Origin of the sequence: Clostridium sp. 19966, from assembly GCF_032335695.1 — a bacterium.
In the GTDB taxonomy this organism is placed as follows: domain Bacteria; phylum Bacillota; class Clostridia; order Clostridiales; family Clostridiaceae; genus JACTOJ01.
In genome coordinates this window covers 26784-42335 of the sequence record NZ_JACTOJ010000005.1, presented here as the reverse complement: position 1 = coordinate 42335, position 15552 = coordinate 26784, and the positions used below count along the sequence as shown (strand labels likewise).

Here is a 15552-nt window from a genome sequence, read left to right as displayed (position 1 = left end):
TAAATAACAGCTGCATAAAAAAAGAGATTGCATCAGTTAATTGACACAATCTCTTTCTTATCTTATAGGCTTAAAGCTGTATTAATAACATTTTCTGTTGTTATATTAAATAATTCATATAGTTTGCTTCCAGGGCCAGAAGCTCCAAAACTATCTATGGATATCACTTTTCCATCTAAGCCTACATACTTATGCCATCCGAAGGATGAAGCCGCCTCTAAAGCAACTCTCTTTCTTACATTCTTAGGTAATATATTTTCTTTGTATGCTTCATCTTGAGCTTCAAACAATTCCCATGAAGGCATACTTATAACTCTAGCTTTTATTCCTTTTTCATTTAGAGCTTCAGCCGCTTCTAAAATATATTGTACCTCAGATCCAGTAGCCATAAGTAACATATCAGGAGTTTCTTCACTATAATCTTTTAATATGTATGCTCCCTTTGCTGCCTCCATAGATGAATTTTCAAGTAGTGGTAAGTCTTGACGACTTAATATTAAAGCTGTAGGACCATCTGCCTTTGTCAATGCTACATACCACCCAACAAGGGCTTCCTTGGAATCAGCCGGTCTAAATACAGTAAAATTAGGTATACTTCTTAATGCTGCTAATTGTTCTATTGGTTCATGAGTAGGTCCATCTTCTCCAACCCCTATTGAATCATGTGTTAATACATATGTTACAGGAAGCTTCATAATTGCAGATAATCTCATGGAATGTTTCATATAGTCACTAAAAACAAAGAATGTAGATACATAAGCTCTTAAGCCACCGTGTACTGCAATACCGTTACCTATAGCTGCCATTGCATGTTCTCTAACACCAAAGTGTAAGTTTGCTCCATTTCTATCCTCTGCTGAAAAATCACCTTTGTTTTTCATATATGTTTTAGTTGAAGGTGCTAGATCTGCTGATCCTCCAAATAAATTAGGAATTTTATTTGCTAATTTATTAAGTATTTCTCCAGAAGAATTTCTAGTTGCCATCTTGCCTTTAAAATCCCATAAGTCTTTTTCATCAAAGACAGATTTTATTGATTCTCCGCTGAAATAGCTATCCCACAACTTAGCCATATCAGGATACTGCTTACTATACTTTTCAAAAAGAGTTTTCCACTCTTCTTCCTTCTTATTACCTTCATTCTTCAAAGTTTCCATATACTCTTTAACTTCATCAGGCACATGAAAATCTTTTCCATAATTCCATTTATAGAATTCTCTTGTTTTTAGTATGTTTTCATCTCCTAATGGTTCACCGTGAGCACCTGAAGTTCCCTCCTTAGGTGATCCATAACCTATCTTAGTCTTTACTATTATAAGACTTGGATGTGACTTATCTTTTTTGGCTTCATTTATAGCATTTTCTATTGAATCAACATCATTGCCATCTGATACCTCAATAACTTGCCAGTTATAAGCTTTAAACCTTTCTCCAACCTTTTCTCTAAATGCTATATCCGTATTTCCTTCTATGGAAATATTATTTGAATCATATAAAACTATAAGTTTATTTAAAGCTAACGTTCCTGCCAGTGAAGCGGCTTCAGATGATATTCCTTCCATCATGCAGCCATCACCGCATAAAGCATATGTATAATGATCCACTATTGGAAATTCTGTTTTGTTAAATATGGATGATAAATGAGCTTCTGCCATAGCCATACCTACAGCATTTGCAATTCCTTGTCCTAGTGGACCAGTGGTTACTTCTACACCATTAGTATGACCGTATTCTGGATGGCCTGGTGTTTTGCTCCCTAACTGTCTAAAATTCTGTAAATCCTCAATTGTAAGTCCATAGCCAAAAAGGTGTAATAAAGAATATATAAGCATTGAACCATGACCAGCTGATAATATGAATCTATCTCTATTTTCCCATTTTGAATTGTATGGATTATGTTTTAGCTCTTTACTCCACAGTGCATAAGCCATAGGTGCTGCACCTAGCGGTAATCCAGGATGGCCTGATTTTGCCTTTTGAATTCCCTCTATACTAAGCATTCTTATAGTATTGATACATAGGTTATCAATTTCATTTTTATTCATATTGAAACTACCTCCTACATAATTTTTTAAATAGATAGTAATTGTTATAGAATGTTTAACTTTCCATCACACTCCATACTCTACTTTATTCTATTATTATAGTCAATATAGTACTTTATATTTATTTTACACTAATTTAAATATATTTCATATATTTTATTGGTATATATATTAATAAATAAATTTTCCTAATTTTCAATTTATTTATTGACTGATAAAATTATAATATTGTATAATAATAAAAAGAGATTGTAGCTTTTATAAATAACAAAGCTATAACACTTATGGAAGGAGTGATCCTTTTATCATCTAATTTATCTTAGATAGGGGATGATTCCATAACAGATATATTTTTAAAGCTTATTAAAGAATGGAGTGATGTTATACCTTAACCTACAATATTCATTAATACTGGAGGATTATGATTATAAACTATCACTAATGAAACATAAACAAAGGCAGTGCTTAGCACTGCCTTTTATTAAAATCATCAAGTCCGGATTTTATAATGTTATAAACTATATCGGATAAATTTTTCTCTTCTTCTTTAGAAATTTCATTAATGTTTATTGGTGGATGAAACATGATTTTTATAGTATTTCCTCTCACTTTATTTCCTACTTCAAGAACTCTATAAGTACCATCCACAGTAAATGGAACTATCGGAGCTTTTGACTTTAAAGCCAGTTTCAAACTTCCTTTTTTAAATTCACCCATCTGTGATTTTAGACTTCTTGTCCCTTCTGGAAATATTACCATAGAGTATCCTTTTCTTATATTTTCCACTCCCTGATTTATTGCTCTGATTCCATCTTTAACATTTGTTCTGTCTATAAATACAGAATGTATTTGTCTAAGCCACCAATTTACTAAAGGTAATTTCTGAATCTCTTTTTTAGCTATAAATCCCGATTTTGTAATATACGGCAATATAGCAAAAGCATCAAATATGGCTTCATGATTGCCTACAAATACTACAGGATCTGAAGGTATATTTTCAAGCCCATAAACTTCAACTATAGTCTTGGACTTATATAATATATGTCTTGCTATATTTTTTATTTTTTTATCTACATAATTATCTACTTCCTCCGGCTTAAATAATTTTAAATATTTTACTTTAAGAATAGATGTACTTTGCAAAAATAAATATATAGCAAAATAAGAATACCAAAATAATTTAATCATTCATTTCCTCCAAAGTATTTAATTAATAAAAAAACTTGCTTTTCTTAGCAGCACAACTTTTTATTCTCGTTCTTTTGTATTAATCTACATTTCATTATAGTAACACAAATAATAAAGATTATAAACATAAAGTAAATCCTTAAGCAATAAAATTTTATGTAAAAATTTATTATTTGCTGATTATCATTTAGAATTTCTGTCAATAATCATTGATATATAAGACAGGAGTGAAGTTTATATGAATATTAAGAAAAAAGATATTATATTTATAATTTTTATTTTGTGTGCAATTATAAGCTGTGTAAGTATTTATAGAGCAGCTACATCAGACACAAATAATTCTAATAATGCAAACCTTCAAAGCAATCAGAGTAATGTTGCAAAGAATAATGATTCGCAGGGTAAAAGTCCAGTTGTAATAGATAATAGAACAAGTGCTAGTACTAATACAGCAGATACCAAATCAGATTCTGCAGCTGTTAGCAATAATTCTAATAGTTCTCAGGATAATACTACAAGTGCAACTACTGAATCCAATAAAACTACTTCAGACAATAAAAACACTAATACAAATTTAGGTTCTGTTACTACATATACTGTAAAAAAAGATGATTCCATAGATACAATATATAAAAATCTTTCTAAAGGATGCCCTAAAGATACCTTTATTAAAGCTATTTTAAATTCAAATAATCTAAGTAGTGTAAAAGATATTACTTCTGGAATGAGCATAAAAATACCAGATGAATATATCTCCTCGGGAACAGCTTATACTGTAAAAAGCGGAGATTCTTTGTACCTAATAGCCAAAAATTACTTATCCCAAAATAATGTAAACAGTGCTATTGAAACACTTAAAAATTATAATTATCTCAGCAATGATAATCTAATAATCGGAGAAAAAATATTTATTCCATCTTCTAAAAGCACTGAAAGTACTCAACAAACTAAAAATAATAATTCCACCAATGGATTTCAAATATCAAGTTTGTCAAATACAATAAATTATACTGTAGAAAAAAATGATACATTAATGAGTATATGTAAAAAATATAAGGAAACTTGTCCTTATAATGCAGCAAGCCACATAATTTTAGCTATAAATAAACTTAAAAATACGAATGATATAAAACCTGGCATGAAAATATTAATCCCTGAGCAATATTTAACTTCAGGATATAGCTATACTGTAAAAAACGGAGACACTCTTTTCGATATTGTAAAAAAAGTATATAGTAAAAACTTGTCGGATAAAATAAATGAATTAACGCAAGATAATAATATAATTAATAGTAATATACAAATAGGAAGCCAGATATTTATACCTAAAAATTAATATGAATAACTATTTTTTAAATATAAAAAAATTTTTTCCGACAAATAAATTTATTGATATAGATATTAAGTCTAAATATTTTAATAATATTGCATCTGAAATATCCTATAAAATTTATCAGGATAATCCAAGTATACACATATTAATTAATAACCTCTTAATAGATAAAGAAATAAGTTATCCCTTAACTAAATTAGATGCACATAATAGTTATACTTTTATCCATTCATTAGATACAGCAATAATTTCAGCTATGCTTTGTAAATCGCTTGGATTTAATGAGTATGAGACCTACATTATATTAAAAGGTGCTATTTTACATGATATTGGCAAAATATATATACCTAATAGTATTTTAAACAAAAAAGAATCTTTGGATTTCAAAGAATATGAGATTGTAAAATATCATCCTGCTTTAGGCTCTAAGATGCTTCATAGATTAAATATTGATACAAGTGTAATACAAGATATAGTGCTATATCATCATGAATCACTAGATGGTACTGGGTATCCATTAGGAAAACTAAGCGACTCATTATCTTCGCATGTTAAAATAGTTACTATTTCAGATGTATTTTCTGCCATGACCTCAAATCGATCTTACAGAAACAAGCTTTCGCTAGTAAAAGCTCTCGACTATCTTTCGCAAAATTCTGATATAAAATTTGATTCATTAATGGTAAGAACATTAATTAAAATTTTATCTTGATTTTTACAAGGATTTATTTTTAGTAACAAAATAAATCGGAAGTATGTTTTAAAATATACTTCCAATTTAAAAGTTTTTGCTAGGTAATATTTTTATTCTCGGCTCTGTTTTGAAACTTTATTGCTTTATTTTAAATAAATAAATTTACATTTGAATCTTCAGCTTCTCCTAAATAATATCCTACTCCACCTATTTTTACTCCATCAATAAGTTCTTCCTTTTTCAAGCCCATAACATCCATAGACATTGAACAAGCTACTATTTCAACCCCATTATCTATTGCAGTTTTTATTAATTCTTCTAATGAAGATATATTTTTATCTTTCATTATTTTTCTAATTAATTTGCCTCCAACTCCCATCATACTCATTTTTGAAAGTTTTAGCTTTTCGCTTCCTTTAGGCATCATATATCCAAACATAGTTTCTATAAAATTCTTCTTTACATTAGTTTTTTCTGATTTTCTTAATATATTTAATCCCCAGAATGTAAAAAACATAGTAACTTTTTTGCCCATGGCTGCAGCTCCATTTGCTATTATGAATGAAGCTATAGCTTTATCTAGATCACCACTAAATACAACCATAGTTTTGTTCTCTTTATTTTGTTGTATATTTAGCGAAGTGAAAGCAGCTTCATCAGTAACATTCTTCTTAATAAATGCTGTAATTTTACCATTTACCTTTTTTATATCTAATAATTCATTATTAGTTTTTCTGCACCAAGCTTTTATATCTTCATAGAATCCAGGATCGGAAGCGTTAACCTTTAAAACTTCATTTTCCTTTATTTCATCTATAGTACTTTTAACCTGTAAAATAGGACCAGGGCAGCATAATCCGCAAGCATCAATGGTTTTATCATATTTTCCATTTTCAGCTTCATTATTTTTTAATTTCATATTTTCTTCTTTATTTCTAAAGTCTTTTGACGGAACAAATTTTTGAGATAAAAATGACTTATAACCACCACTTATATTTTTTACTTTAAAGCCATTTTGTATCAAAATTCTAGAAGCTATATACCCTCTAAGTCCCACTTGGCAGTACTCTAATATTTCTTTTCCTTTATCCAGCTCTTTCATTCTATCTCGTAATTCATCCACAGGAATATTTATTGCTCCTTCTATATGTCCGTTATTAAATTCAATATTCGTTCTCACATCTAAAATAATAACATTATCTTTATCATAAGATTTAAATTCTTCTACAGAAATTGAAGATATGCTTCCATTTAAAATATTTTCAGCTGCATATCCTGCCATGTTAACTGGATCTTTTGCGGATGAAAACGGAGGTGCATATGCCAGTTCTAATTCTGTCAAATCATATATTGTCCCATTCAATCTTAATGCAGTGGCAATAACATCTATCCTTTTATCGACACCATCATGACCAATGCCTTGTGCTCCTAATATTTTGCCTTCATTATCAAATATGAGCTTTAATGTCATAGGATAGGAATCTGGGTAATAAGTGGCATGAGAAGCAGGATGTATTGTCACCGTTTTATAAGGTATATTAAGCCTTTTTAAAGTTCTTTCATTATTCCCAGTACTTGCTGCAGTTAAATCAAAAATCTTAATTATAGAAGTCCCTTGAGTCCCATTATATTTAGAGTTTAATCCTACTATATTGTCAGCAGCAATTCTTCCCTGCTTATTGGCTGGTCCTGCCAAAGGTATAGCAGCATTTTCTTTATTAACAAAGTCTATAATCTCTATAGCATCCCCAACAGCATATATTCCTTCAATATTAGTTTCCAGTTTTTCATTTACCAGTATATGTCCTCTTTTACCAGTATTTATACCGCTAGTTCTAATAAATTTAGTATCAGGTGTTACTCCTATAGCTAATATAACCATGTCACCTAAAATCTTTTTGCCGCTGTTTAATCCAATTTCTATACTTGAATCTTTTTCTATAAAATTTTCTACCCCATCACCTAAAATTAAATTCACTCCATTTTCATTTAATTCCTTTTCTGCTACTATACTTATATCAGTATCAAATGGTGCTAATATATGAGGAGCTGCTTCTACTAAAGTCACATTAATATTTTTTTCAGCAAGATTTTCAGCCATCTCTACACCAACATATCCTCCTCCTATCACTACTGCATTTTTTATAGACAAATCAATTTCATTCTTAATTTTATCCATGTCGCCAATATTTCTCAAAGTTAATATCTTTGGATTATTTATACCTGGTATATTGGGAACAATTGCCTTTGCCCCAGGTGCTAATATTACATAATCATAACTTTCTTCATACATACCTTTATCTTTACTATTAACCTTAACAGTTTTATTCGTGCTGTCTATTCCCATGACTTCGCTATTTATTCTAACGTCTATATTAAATCTATTCTTCATTTTCTCTGGGGTTTGAATCAATAACCTATCTCTTTCCTTTATAGTATCACCTATATAATATGGTAATCCGCAATTTGCAAATGATATATAGTTTCCTTTTTCAAACATAACTATATCTATGAATTCATCCAACCTTCTAAGCCTAGCAGCTGCAGAGGCACCGCCAGCAACGCCACCAATTATCAAAACTTTTTTATTCATAAAAACGCTCCTTATCTATACAGGTATTAATTTATTATAATATTAATATATTCTTAATTACTTATATAATACCATAATTTTTTTTATATTCAATAGAAAAATAAAAGATATGCAACTTCTTTTATTCAAAGAAATTACATATCCTCAATTATTAGATTGCACTATTCACAATAATTTTCTTTTAGAGCATGAATTATATTCTCTATTTTATGATCCTTAATATAATATGTTATGGTTAAACCATTTTTAGTAGAATCCAATATCTTGTTGGCCTTTAAAATTGATAAATGCTGAGATAGCGCAGGCTGTGTTAAATTATTTATCTTCTCATGAAGTTCACTTACTGTCATAGGCCTCTCTAATAGATTACAGACTATAAGTAACCTATTTTCATTAGCTAACACCTTTAATAGTTCAGATATATCTTTGGCTTTTTCTAGCATAAAATCATCTCCTGCCGACTGTATGAATAATTACTATAGTATTTTTTATAGATTTTTAAAATATTCAATACCAATGGCATCTCTAACTTCTTTCAATGTCTGTGACGCCTTTTCTTTTGCCTTTATACTTCCATTATATAATATTTTCTTTACTTCTGATATATCATTCTCATATTCTTTTCTTCTATTTCTTATTGGTTCAAGTTCAGCTTGAAGTATTTCATTAAGATATTTTTTTATTTTCATATCTCCTAATCCACCGCGAGTATAATGAGCTTTCATTTCTTCAAGAATTTGTTTATCTTCACAAAATACATCTAGATAGGTAAATACAACATTTCCCTCAACTTGACCTGGATCTTCTACCCTTATATGCTTTGGATCCGTAAACATACTCATAACTTTCTTTTTTAAAGTATCTGGATCATCTGAAAGATATATCCCATTTCCCATTGATTTGCTCATTTTAGCTTTTCCATCTATTCCTGGAAGTCTGCTGCTGGCACCACTTTCAGGTACTAATGCCTTAGGTTCTACCAAAACCTCCCCATAAATAGAATTAAAGCTCCTAACCACTTCTCTTGTCTGTTCAATCATTGGAAGCTGATCCTCTCCTACTGGTACACAAGAAGCTTTAAAAGCTGTTATATCCGCAGCTTGACTTACAGGATATACAAAAAATCCTGCTGGAACGCTTAACTCGAAATTTTTTTGCTTTATTTCTTCTTTAACTGTAGGATTCCTTTGTAATCTTGAAACCGTAACTAGGTTCAAATAGTACATGGTAAGCTCTGAAAGCTCCGGAATTTGAGATTGAACAAATATTGTTGAAAGCTTAGGATCTAACCCTACAGCTAAATAATCTAATGCAACTTCTATGAGATTATCAATTATTTTCTGGGGGTCTTTGGCATTGTCTGTTAAGGCTTGCTGGTCTGCAATCATTATATAGGTATCATATGCTCCTGTGTTTTGAAGTTTTACTCTATTTTTTAAAGATCCTACATAATGCCCTAAATGTAATTTTCCTGTTGGTCTGTCTCCAGTCAATATGATTTCCTTCTCCATTTTATCACCTCTTAATAAACTTAAGTAAAAAATAAACTCCATCCTATAAATAAATAGGACGAAGTTAACTCGCGGTACCACCTAATTTGCAGCAAAATACTGCCTCTCATATTCAAGCACATTTGTACTCTAACTTCTATAACGTGAAGTTTACGATAATAGGTACTTTAAAAAATTTCCCTACATTCCTCCTAGGCCCATTCACTATAGTTTTCATATTGAGCTTACACCCTTCTCAATTCGCTTTGATGAATTAAACTTAGCTACTCTTCCTAATCATAGGATTTAACATAATTATATAATCTTCATCACTAAATTGTCAATTTATTTTCATTGGTTATCACTTATAGGTGATCCGCAATACTCACATTCACCTGTACTTCCTTGTTTAATCTGATTTTCTGCACCACAATTGCTGCATTTAACAGTAACAAAAGTTCGATTATTAGGCTCTGATTTTCCAGTACCCTCATTATTATTAAAAATCACTTTATTTGATTGATTATCAATATATGCTCCTATAATGTATCTTTCTTCTATCATTTTTAAAATATCTTTTTTTACTAAATCAGAGTTTTGAGAACTTATTTCCGCTATATGATTAATTTCTGTGTTAGGATCATTTTGAAGCATACTAATATATTGTCTCACTCTAGAAATAAATGCTTTAGATGCACTAGCTTTTCTATAAACAATTATTCCAACTACTATAAAAATTAATGCTAATAAAATTCCACTTGCCATTCCTTCAGTTTTGTTAGTCAATTCGTCAAAAAATCCAAACACCCCAAAGAGTATGCTTACTATTCCATATATCATTCTTCTGTTAAATTTTTTACTTTTACTTAGAACATCTTGTCCAATAATCAATTCATTTGACATATAAAATCCCCCTTAATGCTGCCTAATCTGAAAATTTCTTTCTTTTACTAATTTAACAATAGCTTTTATAGATTCTTTTACTTTTTTTTCATCAATTATACTATTTGAATAATATTCTAAATCCTCTGAAAGCTTTTGTATTTTTTCAACAATTTCAAATTCCTTAGTATACTTTTCAGAAGTAACATCACTATACTTAATCTCCTCTAATAAATCATTTAACTCTTCGGAAAACATATTATATTCATCCGTATTTTTTAAGGAAAACACCATATTCTCACATTGTTTAAGAATTTCCTTGCTTGAAGCAGCTGCGCTTTCCCCGCCTTTTTCATAAGTTTTTTTGAAAAAATTTATTAATCCCATAGACAACTCTTCTTTCTAAATTTATAACTTATTGCCGCATTCCGGACAAAACTTAGGGTCACCTTTTATTTCCACACCACAGCTAGAACATATCTTTACGAGAGAAGTTCCACATTCTGGACAAAATTTAATATTTTCATTTTCTATTAAGCAGCCACAATTACTGCAATTTTTAGGCATGCTCGCTCCACATTGATGACATACGCTTGCGCCTTCTTTAACATCTGCATGACATTTAGGACATGGATTATATACATTGCCACACTCTGGGCAAAATTTAAAATTTGTAGAATATGTAGCACCACATTCACTACAAATTACCTTGTCTGACGCAGCAACTTTTTCATTGTGCATCTTTTCGGTGTCAAAGCCACAAAGTCCACAAAATCTTTGTTTAGCATCCATAGCTGCATTACAGTTTGGACAATTTTTTTTGACAGGATCTGCTGTAATATTTTGAGCCATTCGTCCAACATTAGCTCCAATGCCTTGTCCTATTCCGAATCCTACACCTGCACTCATTATATCGGAGGATAATCCATGATTATTTTTAACTGCATCATCCATAGTGTTAAAAGAACGTTCTTCATTGTAACTATATCCTACAATGTCCATCTCAGCACGCTTAGCTAAAGCATCTCTCAATTTAATTACTCCTGGATCATCTTCTGGTACGTTAATATCATTAACATAAAAATCAACTAAAGTTATTCCATATTCACCCATAACAGGTTTCATTTTTTCTTTTATATAATCTGAAAGTTCTTCTAAATGAGCATTAATTTCTAACATGCTTATCTGCTTATCTATTAAGTAAGAAGATATAGCATCTTTAGACTTAGTCAAATATAAACCCCTAAAATATTTAAGTAATGTATCCTTTGAAAAGGAAGATGTGGTGCCTACTAGCTTAATTAAAAATTTTCTTGAGTTTTCTATTTGAATACCAAACTGACCGAAGGCTCTAACTTTTATAAGTATTTTATATTTAGGATCCTGTAACTGTATTGGGGTAGCCGTTCCCCATTTTATATCTAATGAAAACCCCTTATTAATATACCAAACCTCTGCAGTAAAAGGCGACCTTCCCCCAAAAGGTAAATTTATGATTTTATTTAAAATTGGTATATTTTGAGTTGATAGCGTATGAGTTCCACTTGTAAATATATCCAAAGCCTCTCCGCCTTTAAATAAAATAGCCTCCTGCGATTCATTAACAACAAGCTGTGACCATGTTCCTATCTCCTCATTAGGATATTTCCATGCAAAAACATCATTACTTCCATTGTATTTAATAACTTCCACAATTGCCATATACTCACTCCTATACTAAAAGAAAATTTAATACCAAACAGTATTAAATTTTACATATGTTGAATAATGCAATTATATTATACATCCAAGATAAGGTTTTTTTCAATGCAATCTTATTTTATTTCTTATTTTTTCTAATTCTTGCAGCCTCGTTCTTAATTACAAATTCCACCAATCTATCTCTGATAATTTCATCTAAATTCACATATTCCATAGATAAAATCAGTTTACCTTCATTTTTATAAGGTTCTACACGCACTACTTTACAAAGTATATCTATTTTATCCGGTAAATATATTGATATCAAAACATATCTATTTTCTTCACAATAGTCTTCTGATATTATTTTTATTCCACCGGCACTGATATCCAAGGTAATAGATTTTTTAGTTTTTAAAAAACAGCCTTTAGGAACATCTAATAGGCTATTATATAGTCCTTCGGGAACAACGCTATATCTAATTCGCATGGAAAGCTTAATTCTAAAGAAGTTTCTTCTATCTAGCTCTCTTTCTACAATAGGAGAGCCTAAAACCAAGCGTAATTTGCTATCCTCTCGTTTAATTCCTAAAACTTTTATTGAACACTCATATGCTTTATCATTTTTATGTAATTTCACATTTATATTTTCTCCTTCTTTAATGAAAGACTTATTTAATTCATAAGTTTCTACTAATAGATTATTTTTATATATAGTTAATAATTTTCCTTTACAAATATCATTTATATTTGTTACTTGCTTTTTTATTTCATTTTCCTCTTCTGATATTCGTGTGCTTTCTTCATTCTGTTGAGTATAAGGATATAAATAAAAATCATGTCCTATATGTTTGTCTGTTATTATAAACAAGTCACCTTTTATATAATTTTTATCCATTAAGCTCCCTCCACATACCACGTTTATACATTTTTTTTAATTATTTTTTAATTATATATTATTAGTATCGTGTTATTCATATATTTCTTTACACATTTTTAACTGTATTTTAATCGAAAAAAAATATACCTCAGAGTTATATTGACTAATAACTCTGAGGTATATTTAGAACTAACTTTTATTGTATATTAAAACATTTCTCTTTTTCATTATGCATTAAGGCAGCTCCCACTGCCGTAGCAAATTCGGCATTCTCTGATATATAAAATTTAACATGAAACATATCTGCTACTCTTTTGAATATTTCTTTAGCTTGTGGAACATTTGCTAGATTTCCTGTAAGAACAATATCGTTTAAATTATATATTTTTGTAGCAAAAACCGATATTACCCCTATAGTTTGAAATACCAAATTTATTATGCCTAAAGCTAAATCTGACTTAGAAGCCAAATCACTTATCTTTCCAAAGTTAGATGCTGTTGCATCTAATGGCAAGTTTTCATTTATATCCGTGGTTATGTCTTCAATGTTTAGATCAATATTAACTAAATTGCCGTTTTGTGCCGTCTTTATTAAATCATTAAAATCTCTCACATTTAACATGGTATTTGAAAGTCCTAGTAATGTGCCTCCACCAACACCAGTACCACCCATATGAGTGACTCCTGATTCATCCGCCATAACATAAGTAGTTCCAGTTCCCATACTAACTATTATGGCTCTATTAAGCTTACTTATAAATAATCCACCTTTGCCTATAGAATTAAATTCATCAACCTTAACAGTAGGTATTCCATATATTTTATCTGTCAAATAAGATGCTCCAACTCCTGTAACCATAATTTTATCTACGTTAGGAATTGATAATTTATTTACGTTTAAAAACTTACCGAAAGCTCCATATATAGAAGACAATGGATCTCCTGCTCTTACAAGCATAGGACTGTAAATTTCTCCATCTTTAAGTCCTACAATCTTTGTTGTGCTTCCCCCTACATCTATGCCTACAATATTACTCATTCCGCATCCCTTCCTTTGTTATCCTGCCATGAACATCTTTATAATAGCTACAGCCACGCCAGTTATACCTTCTCCTCCCAATAAACCTGAAGCTGCAATATTTCCTGTTTCTATAGAATTATTTTTAAACTTACCCACTATAAATCTTATTAATCCGCCTATAAATACTGCTGAAGAAATCTCAAAAGAAAGATACATTCCTAGTCCTAAAGTCATGGATGGTATCCTAAGCAAATATAATATTACGCCTACAATCAATGCTATAATAAATACTTTTGTATCCCCTATTCCATTTACCATTTGGCTCACAGCAAAAGCTTGACCTGCTGGCAACTTCTTATCAGCTCCAACTCCTCCAAATTGCCCTATTATAGCAAAAAGAGCTGCTGCTGCTACAACAGTACCCACAAGTCCACCAGCAATTTGTGAGATTAATTGCGCTTTAGGGTTTGTTCCTATTTTATAGCCTACCTTATATTCATTTAAAAGGTCTCCCGCATATCCGCAAGAAACAGCTACACAACCTGCCACTAAAAATGCTGAAGTAGCATTTAAATTTACTAATACTCTTATAGCCAAAAGCACTATAATACCAAATACCTCCATAGGATTAATACCTGTTTCTCCAGTTATAGTAGCAGCCATAGCTGAAGTAATAAATACACCTATTATCAGAAGCAAGGACGCTATCACACTAATGTTACATAGTATGCTTAAAATAAAAGCTATTAATGTTGATATTAACATCAGCATTTTTCCCTTGTAAGATATTTCGGATAAAAAACCTTTAGTATTTATACTTTTTTTCTCATTATTTTTTATACTTTTTATTATGAAAGAGATAAGAATCCCTATGCCAGTTCCTACCATCAATCCTATTCCCACTGTATTTTTAAAAGCTACAGCATCAGCTGCATTAGCAAATATGTGGAAATATGTTCCAAGAGGAACTATTAATAAATAGGATATTACGGAGCCTAGAAACCATACTCCAGTGTATAACCATCCAATAATATAACCAATACCGATGGCCATAGGTGAAAGCCAAACACCTACATAATAATTTCTAGCATATAAAAATTTCGATGTGACTGCCGTAGGAATCACCATTAGATTATCTCTTAAATATGTAAAAATAGCCGAAAGACCCATGGTTCCAAAAAGAACCTTAGCCTTTTTTCCGCCTTCGTCTCCTGTAGTAATAGTTTCAGCCGCAGCTTCTCCTATTGGATAAGGCAGCTTTTCTTCCTCTATAAATTTTTTTCTTAATAAATAAGTTAATATAGTACCCAAAATCATACCTGCTAGTGATATCATAAGTACCATATAAAAATGACTTCCTTTTATATTAACATCCTTCCATACACCAGTTATCCATAAGCCAGGTATGGTGAAAGCGATACCACCAGCTACCATAGCACCAGCAGACATGGCAGTTTGAGTTATGTTTATTTCATTAAAATTCGTATTTCCTAAAGCCTTAAGTATAGCCATAGATAATATTGCAACAAATATCGTTGGCCAAGGCAAAGAACTCATTCTAAGTGCTACATACATTGAGCTAGCTGTAATGATGCAGGAACCCAACATACCTATAAGAATTCCCCTTAAAGATAGTTGATCTATTCCTAAAAACTTCTTTTCTTTTTTTTCTGTCTTTAACATAAAACTCACTCCTGTTAAAATTGCTTTTTAAACTGTTATATAAATTTTATAGTTTAAAAGTAG

General features: G+C 30.5%; 13 protein-coding genes and 1 other annotated feature. Of the genes, 2 read left to right on the top strand and 11 right to left on the bottom strand.

The genetic code is table 11. The features are described from left to right. Nucleotides 1-62: 62 nt before the first annotated feature. Together tkt and IAI10_RS06430 are read right to left on the bottom strand one after the other, a co-directional pair. Complete coding sequence (gene tkt / locus IAI10_RS06435) at nt 63-2045, bottom strand: transketolase (RefSeq protein ID WP_315672470.1); 1983 nt, start codon at nt 2043-2045, stop codon at nt 63-65. Nucleotides 2046-2510: 465 nt separating this feature from the next. Beyond that, complete coding sequence (locus IAI10_RS06430; protein ID WP_315672469.1) at nt 2511-3233, bottom strand: lysophospholipid acyltransferase family protein; 723 nt, start codon at nt 3231-3233, stop codon at nt 2511-2513. Nucleotides 3234-3471: 238 nt separating this feature from the next. Here IAI10_RS06430 and IAI10_RS06425 point away from each other — a divergent pair, with 238 nt between their 5' ends. Continuing rightward, nucleotides 3472-4569, top strand: coding sequence for a LysM peptidoglycan-binding domain-containing protein (locus tag IAI10_RS06425; protein WP_315672468.1), 1098 nt, complete (start codon nt 3472-3474; stop codon nt 4567-4569). A gap of 1 nt (nt 4570) precedes the next feature. Further along, nucleotides 4571-5278 (top strand): HD domain-containing phosphohydrolase, encoded by a 708-nt coding sequence (locus IAI10_RS06420; RefSeq protein ID WP_315672467.1) that lies wholly within the window; start codon nt 4571-4573, stop codon nt 5276-5278. Between the two features lie 130 nt (nt 5279-5408). Here the strand turns inward: IAI10_RS06420 and IAI10_RS06415 are convergent, their stop codons facing one another. From IAI10_RS06415 to IAI10_RS06375, 9 genes are all read right to left on the bottom strand, one after another. After that, on the bottom strand, nt 5409-7853 hold the full coding sequence (locus IAI10_RS06415) for a DsrE/DsrF/DrsH-like family protein (RefSeq protein WP_315672466.1): 2445 nt from the start codon (nt 7851-7853) through the stop codon (nt 5409-5411). Between the two features lie 161 nt (nt 7854-8014). After that, complete coding sequence (locus IAI10_RS06410) at nt 8015-8296, bottom strand: metalloregulator ArsR/SmtB family transcription factor (protein WP_315672465.1); 282 nt, start codon at nt 8294-8296, stop codon at nt 8015-8017. 45 nt (nt 8297-8341) lie between these two features. Next, nucleotides 8342-9364: a tryptophan--tRNA ligase gene (trpS, locus tag IAI10_RS06405; protein WP_315672464.1), complete on the bottom strand. Its 1023-nt coding sequence runs from the start codon at nt 9362-9364 to the stop codon at nt 8342-8344. Nucleotides 9365-9415: 51 nt separating this feature from the next. Further along, nucleotides 9416-9653, bottom strand: a binding site (T-box leader). 41 nt (nt 9654-9694) lie between these two features. Next, complete coding sequence (locus IAI10_RS06400) at nt 9695-10246, bottom strand: hypothetical protein (protein WP_315672463.1); 552 nt, start codon at nt 10244-10246, stop codon at nt 9695-9697. A gap of 12 nt (nt 10247-10258) precedes the next feature. Continuing rightward, a complete protein-coding gene (locus IAI10_RS06395; protein ID WP_315672462.1) occupies nt 10259-10612 on the bottom strand; it encodes a hypothetical protein in 354 nt (117 codons plus the stop codon). Nucleotides 10613-10633: 21 nt separating this feature from the next. Beyond that, nucleotides 10634-11926, bottom strand: coding sequence for an SPFH domain-containing protein (locus tag IAI10_RS06390; RefSeq protein ID WP_315672461.1), 1293 nt, complete (start codon nt 11924-11926; stop codon nt 10634-10636). A 118-nt stretch (nt 11927-12044) separates the two neighbouring features. Next, complete coding sequence (locus tag IAI10_RS06385; RefSeq protein WP_315672460.1) at nt 12045-12803, bottom strand: PilZ domain-containing protein; 759 nt, start codon at nt 12801-12803, stop codon at nt 12045-12047. A gap of 178 nt (nt 12804-12981) precedes the next feature. Beyond that, nucleotides 12982-13824 (bottom strand): type II pantothenate kinase, encoded by an 843-nt coding sequence (gene coaW, locus IAI10_RS06380; RefSeq protein ID WP_315672459.1) that lies wholly within the window; start codon nt 13822-13824, stop codon nt 12982-12984. A gap of 18 nt (nt 13825-13842) precedes the next feature. Further along, nucleotides 13843-15489 carry an OPT/YSL family transporter gene (locus IAI10_RS06375; protein ID WP_315672458.1) on the bottom strand — a complete coding sequence of 549 codons (1647 nt, stop codon included), beginning with the start codon at nt 15487-15489 and terminating at the stop codon, nt 13843-13845. Between the last annotated feature and the right edge of the window lie 63 nt (nt 15490-15552).

Coding starts and splice junctions, on each gene's coding strand:
- IAI10_RS06400 (WP_315672463.1), bottom strand. CDS start 10,246: ATGTCAAATGAATTGATTATTGGACAAGATGTTCTAAGTAAAAGTAAA.
- IAI10_RS06425 (WP_315672468.1), top strand. CDS start 3,472: ATGAATATTAAGAAAAAAGATATTATATTTATAATTTTTATTTTGTGT.
- IAI10_RS06375 (WP_315672458.1), bottom strand. CDS start 15,489: ATGTTAAAGACAGAAAAAAAAGAAAAGAAGTTTTTAGGAATAGATCAA.
- IAI10_RS06390 (WP_315672461.1), bottom strand. CDS start 11,926: ATGGCAATTGTGGAAGTTATTAAATACAATGGAAGTAATGATGTTTTT.
- tkt (WP_315672470.1), bottom strand. CDS start 2,045: ATGAATAAAAATGAAATTGATAACCTATGTATCAATACTATAAGAATG.
- IAI10_RS06415 (WP_315672466.1), bottom strand. CDS start 7,853: ATGAATAAAAAAGTTTTGATAATTGGTGGCGTTGCTGGCGGTGCCTCT.
- IAI10_RS06395 (WP_315672462.1), bottom strand. CDS start 10,612: ATGGGATTAATAAATTTTTTCAAAAAAACTTATGAAAAAGGCGGGGAA.
- IAI10_RS06410 (WP_315672465.1), bottom strand. CDS start 8,296: ATGCTAGAAAAAGCCAAAGATATATCTGAACTATTAAAGGTGTTAGCT.
- IAI10_RS06430 (WP_315672469.1), bottom strand. CDS start 3,233: ATGATTAAATTATTTTGGTATTCTTATTTTGCTATATATTTATTTTTG.
- trpS (WP_315672464.1), bottom strand. CDS start 9,364: ATGGAGAAGGAAATCATATTGACTGGAGACAGACCAACAGGAAAATTA.
- IAI10_RS06420 (WP_315672467.1), top strand. CDS start 4,571: ATGAATAACTATTTTTTAAATATAAAAAAATTTTTTCCGACAAATAAA.
- coaW (WP_315672459.1), bottom strand. CDS start 13,824: ATGAGTAATATTGTAGGCATAGATGTAGGGGGAAGCACAACAAAGATT.
- IAI10_RS06385 (WP_315672460.1), bottom strand. CDS start 12,803: ATGGATAAAAATTATATAAAAGGTGACTTGTTTATAATAACAGACAAA.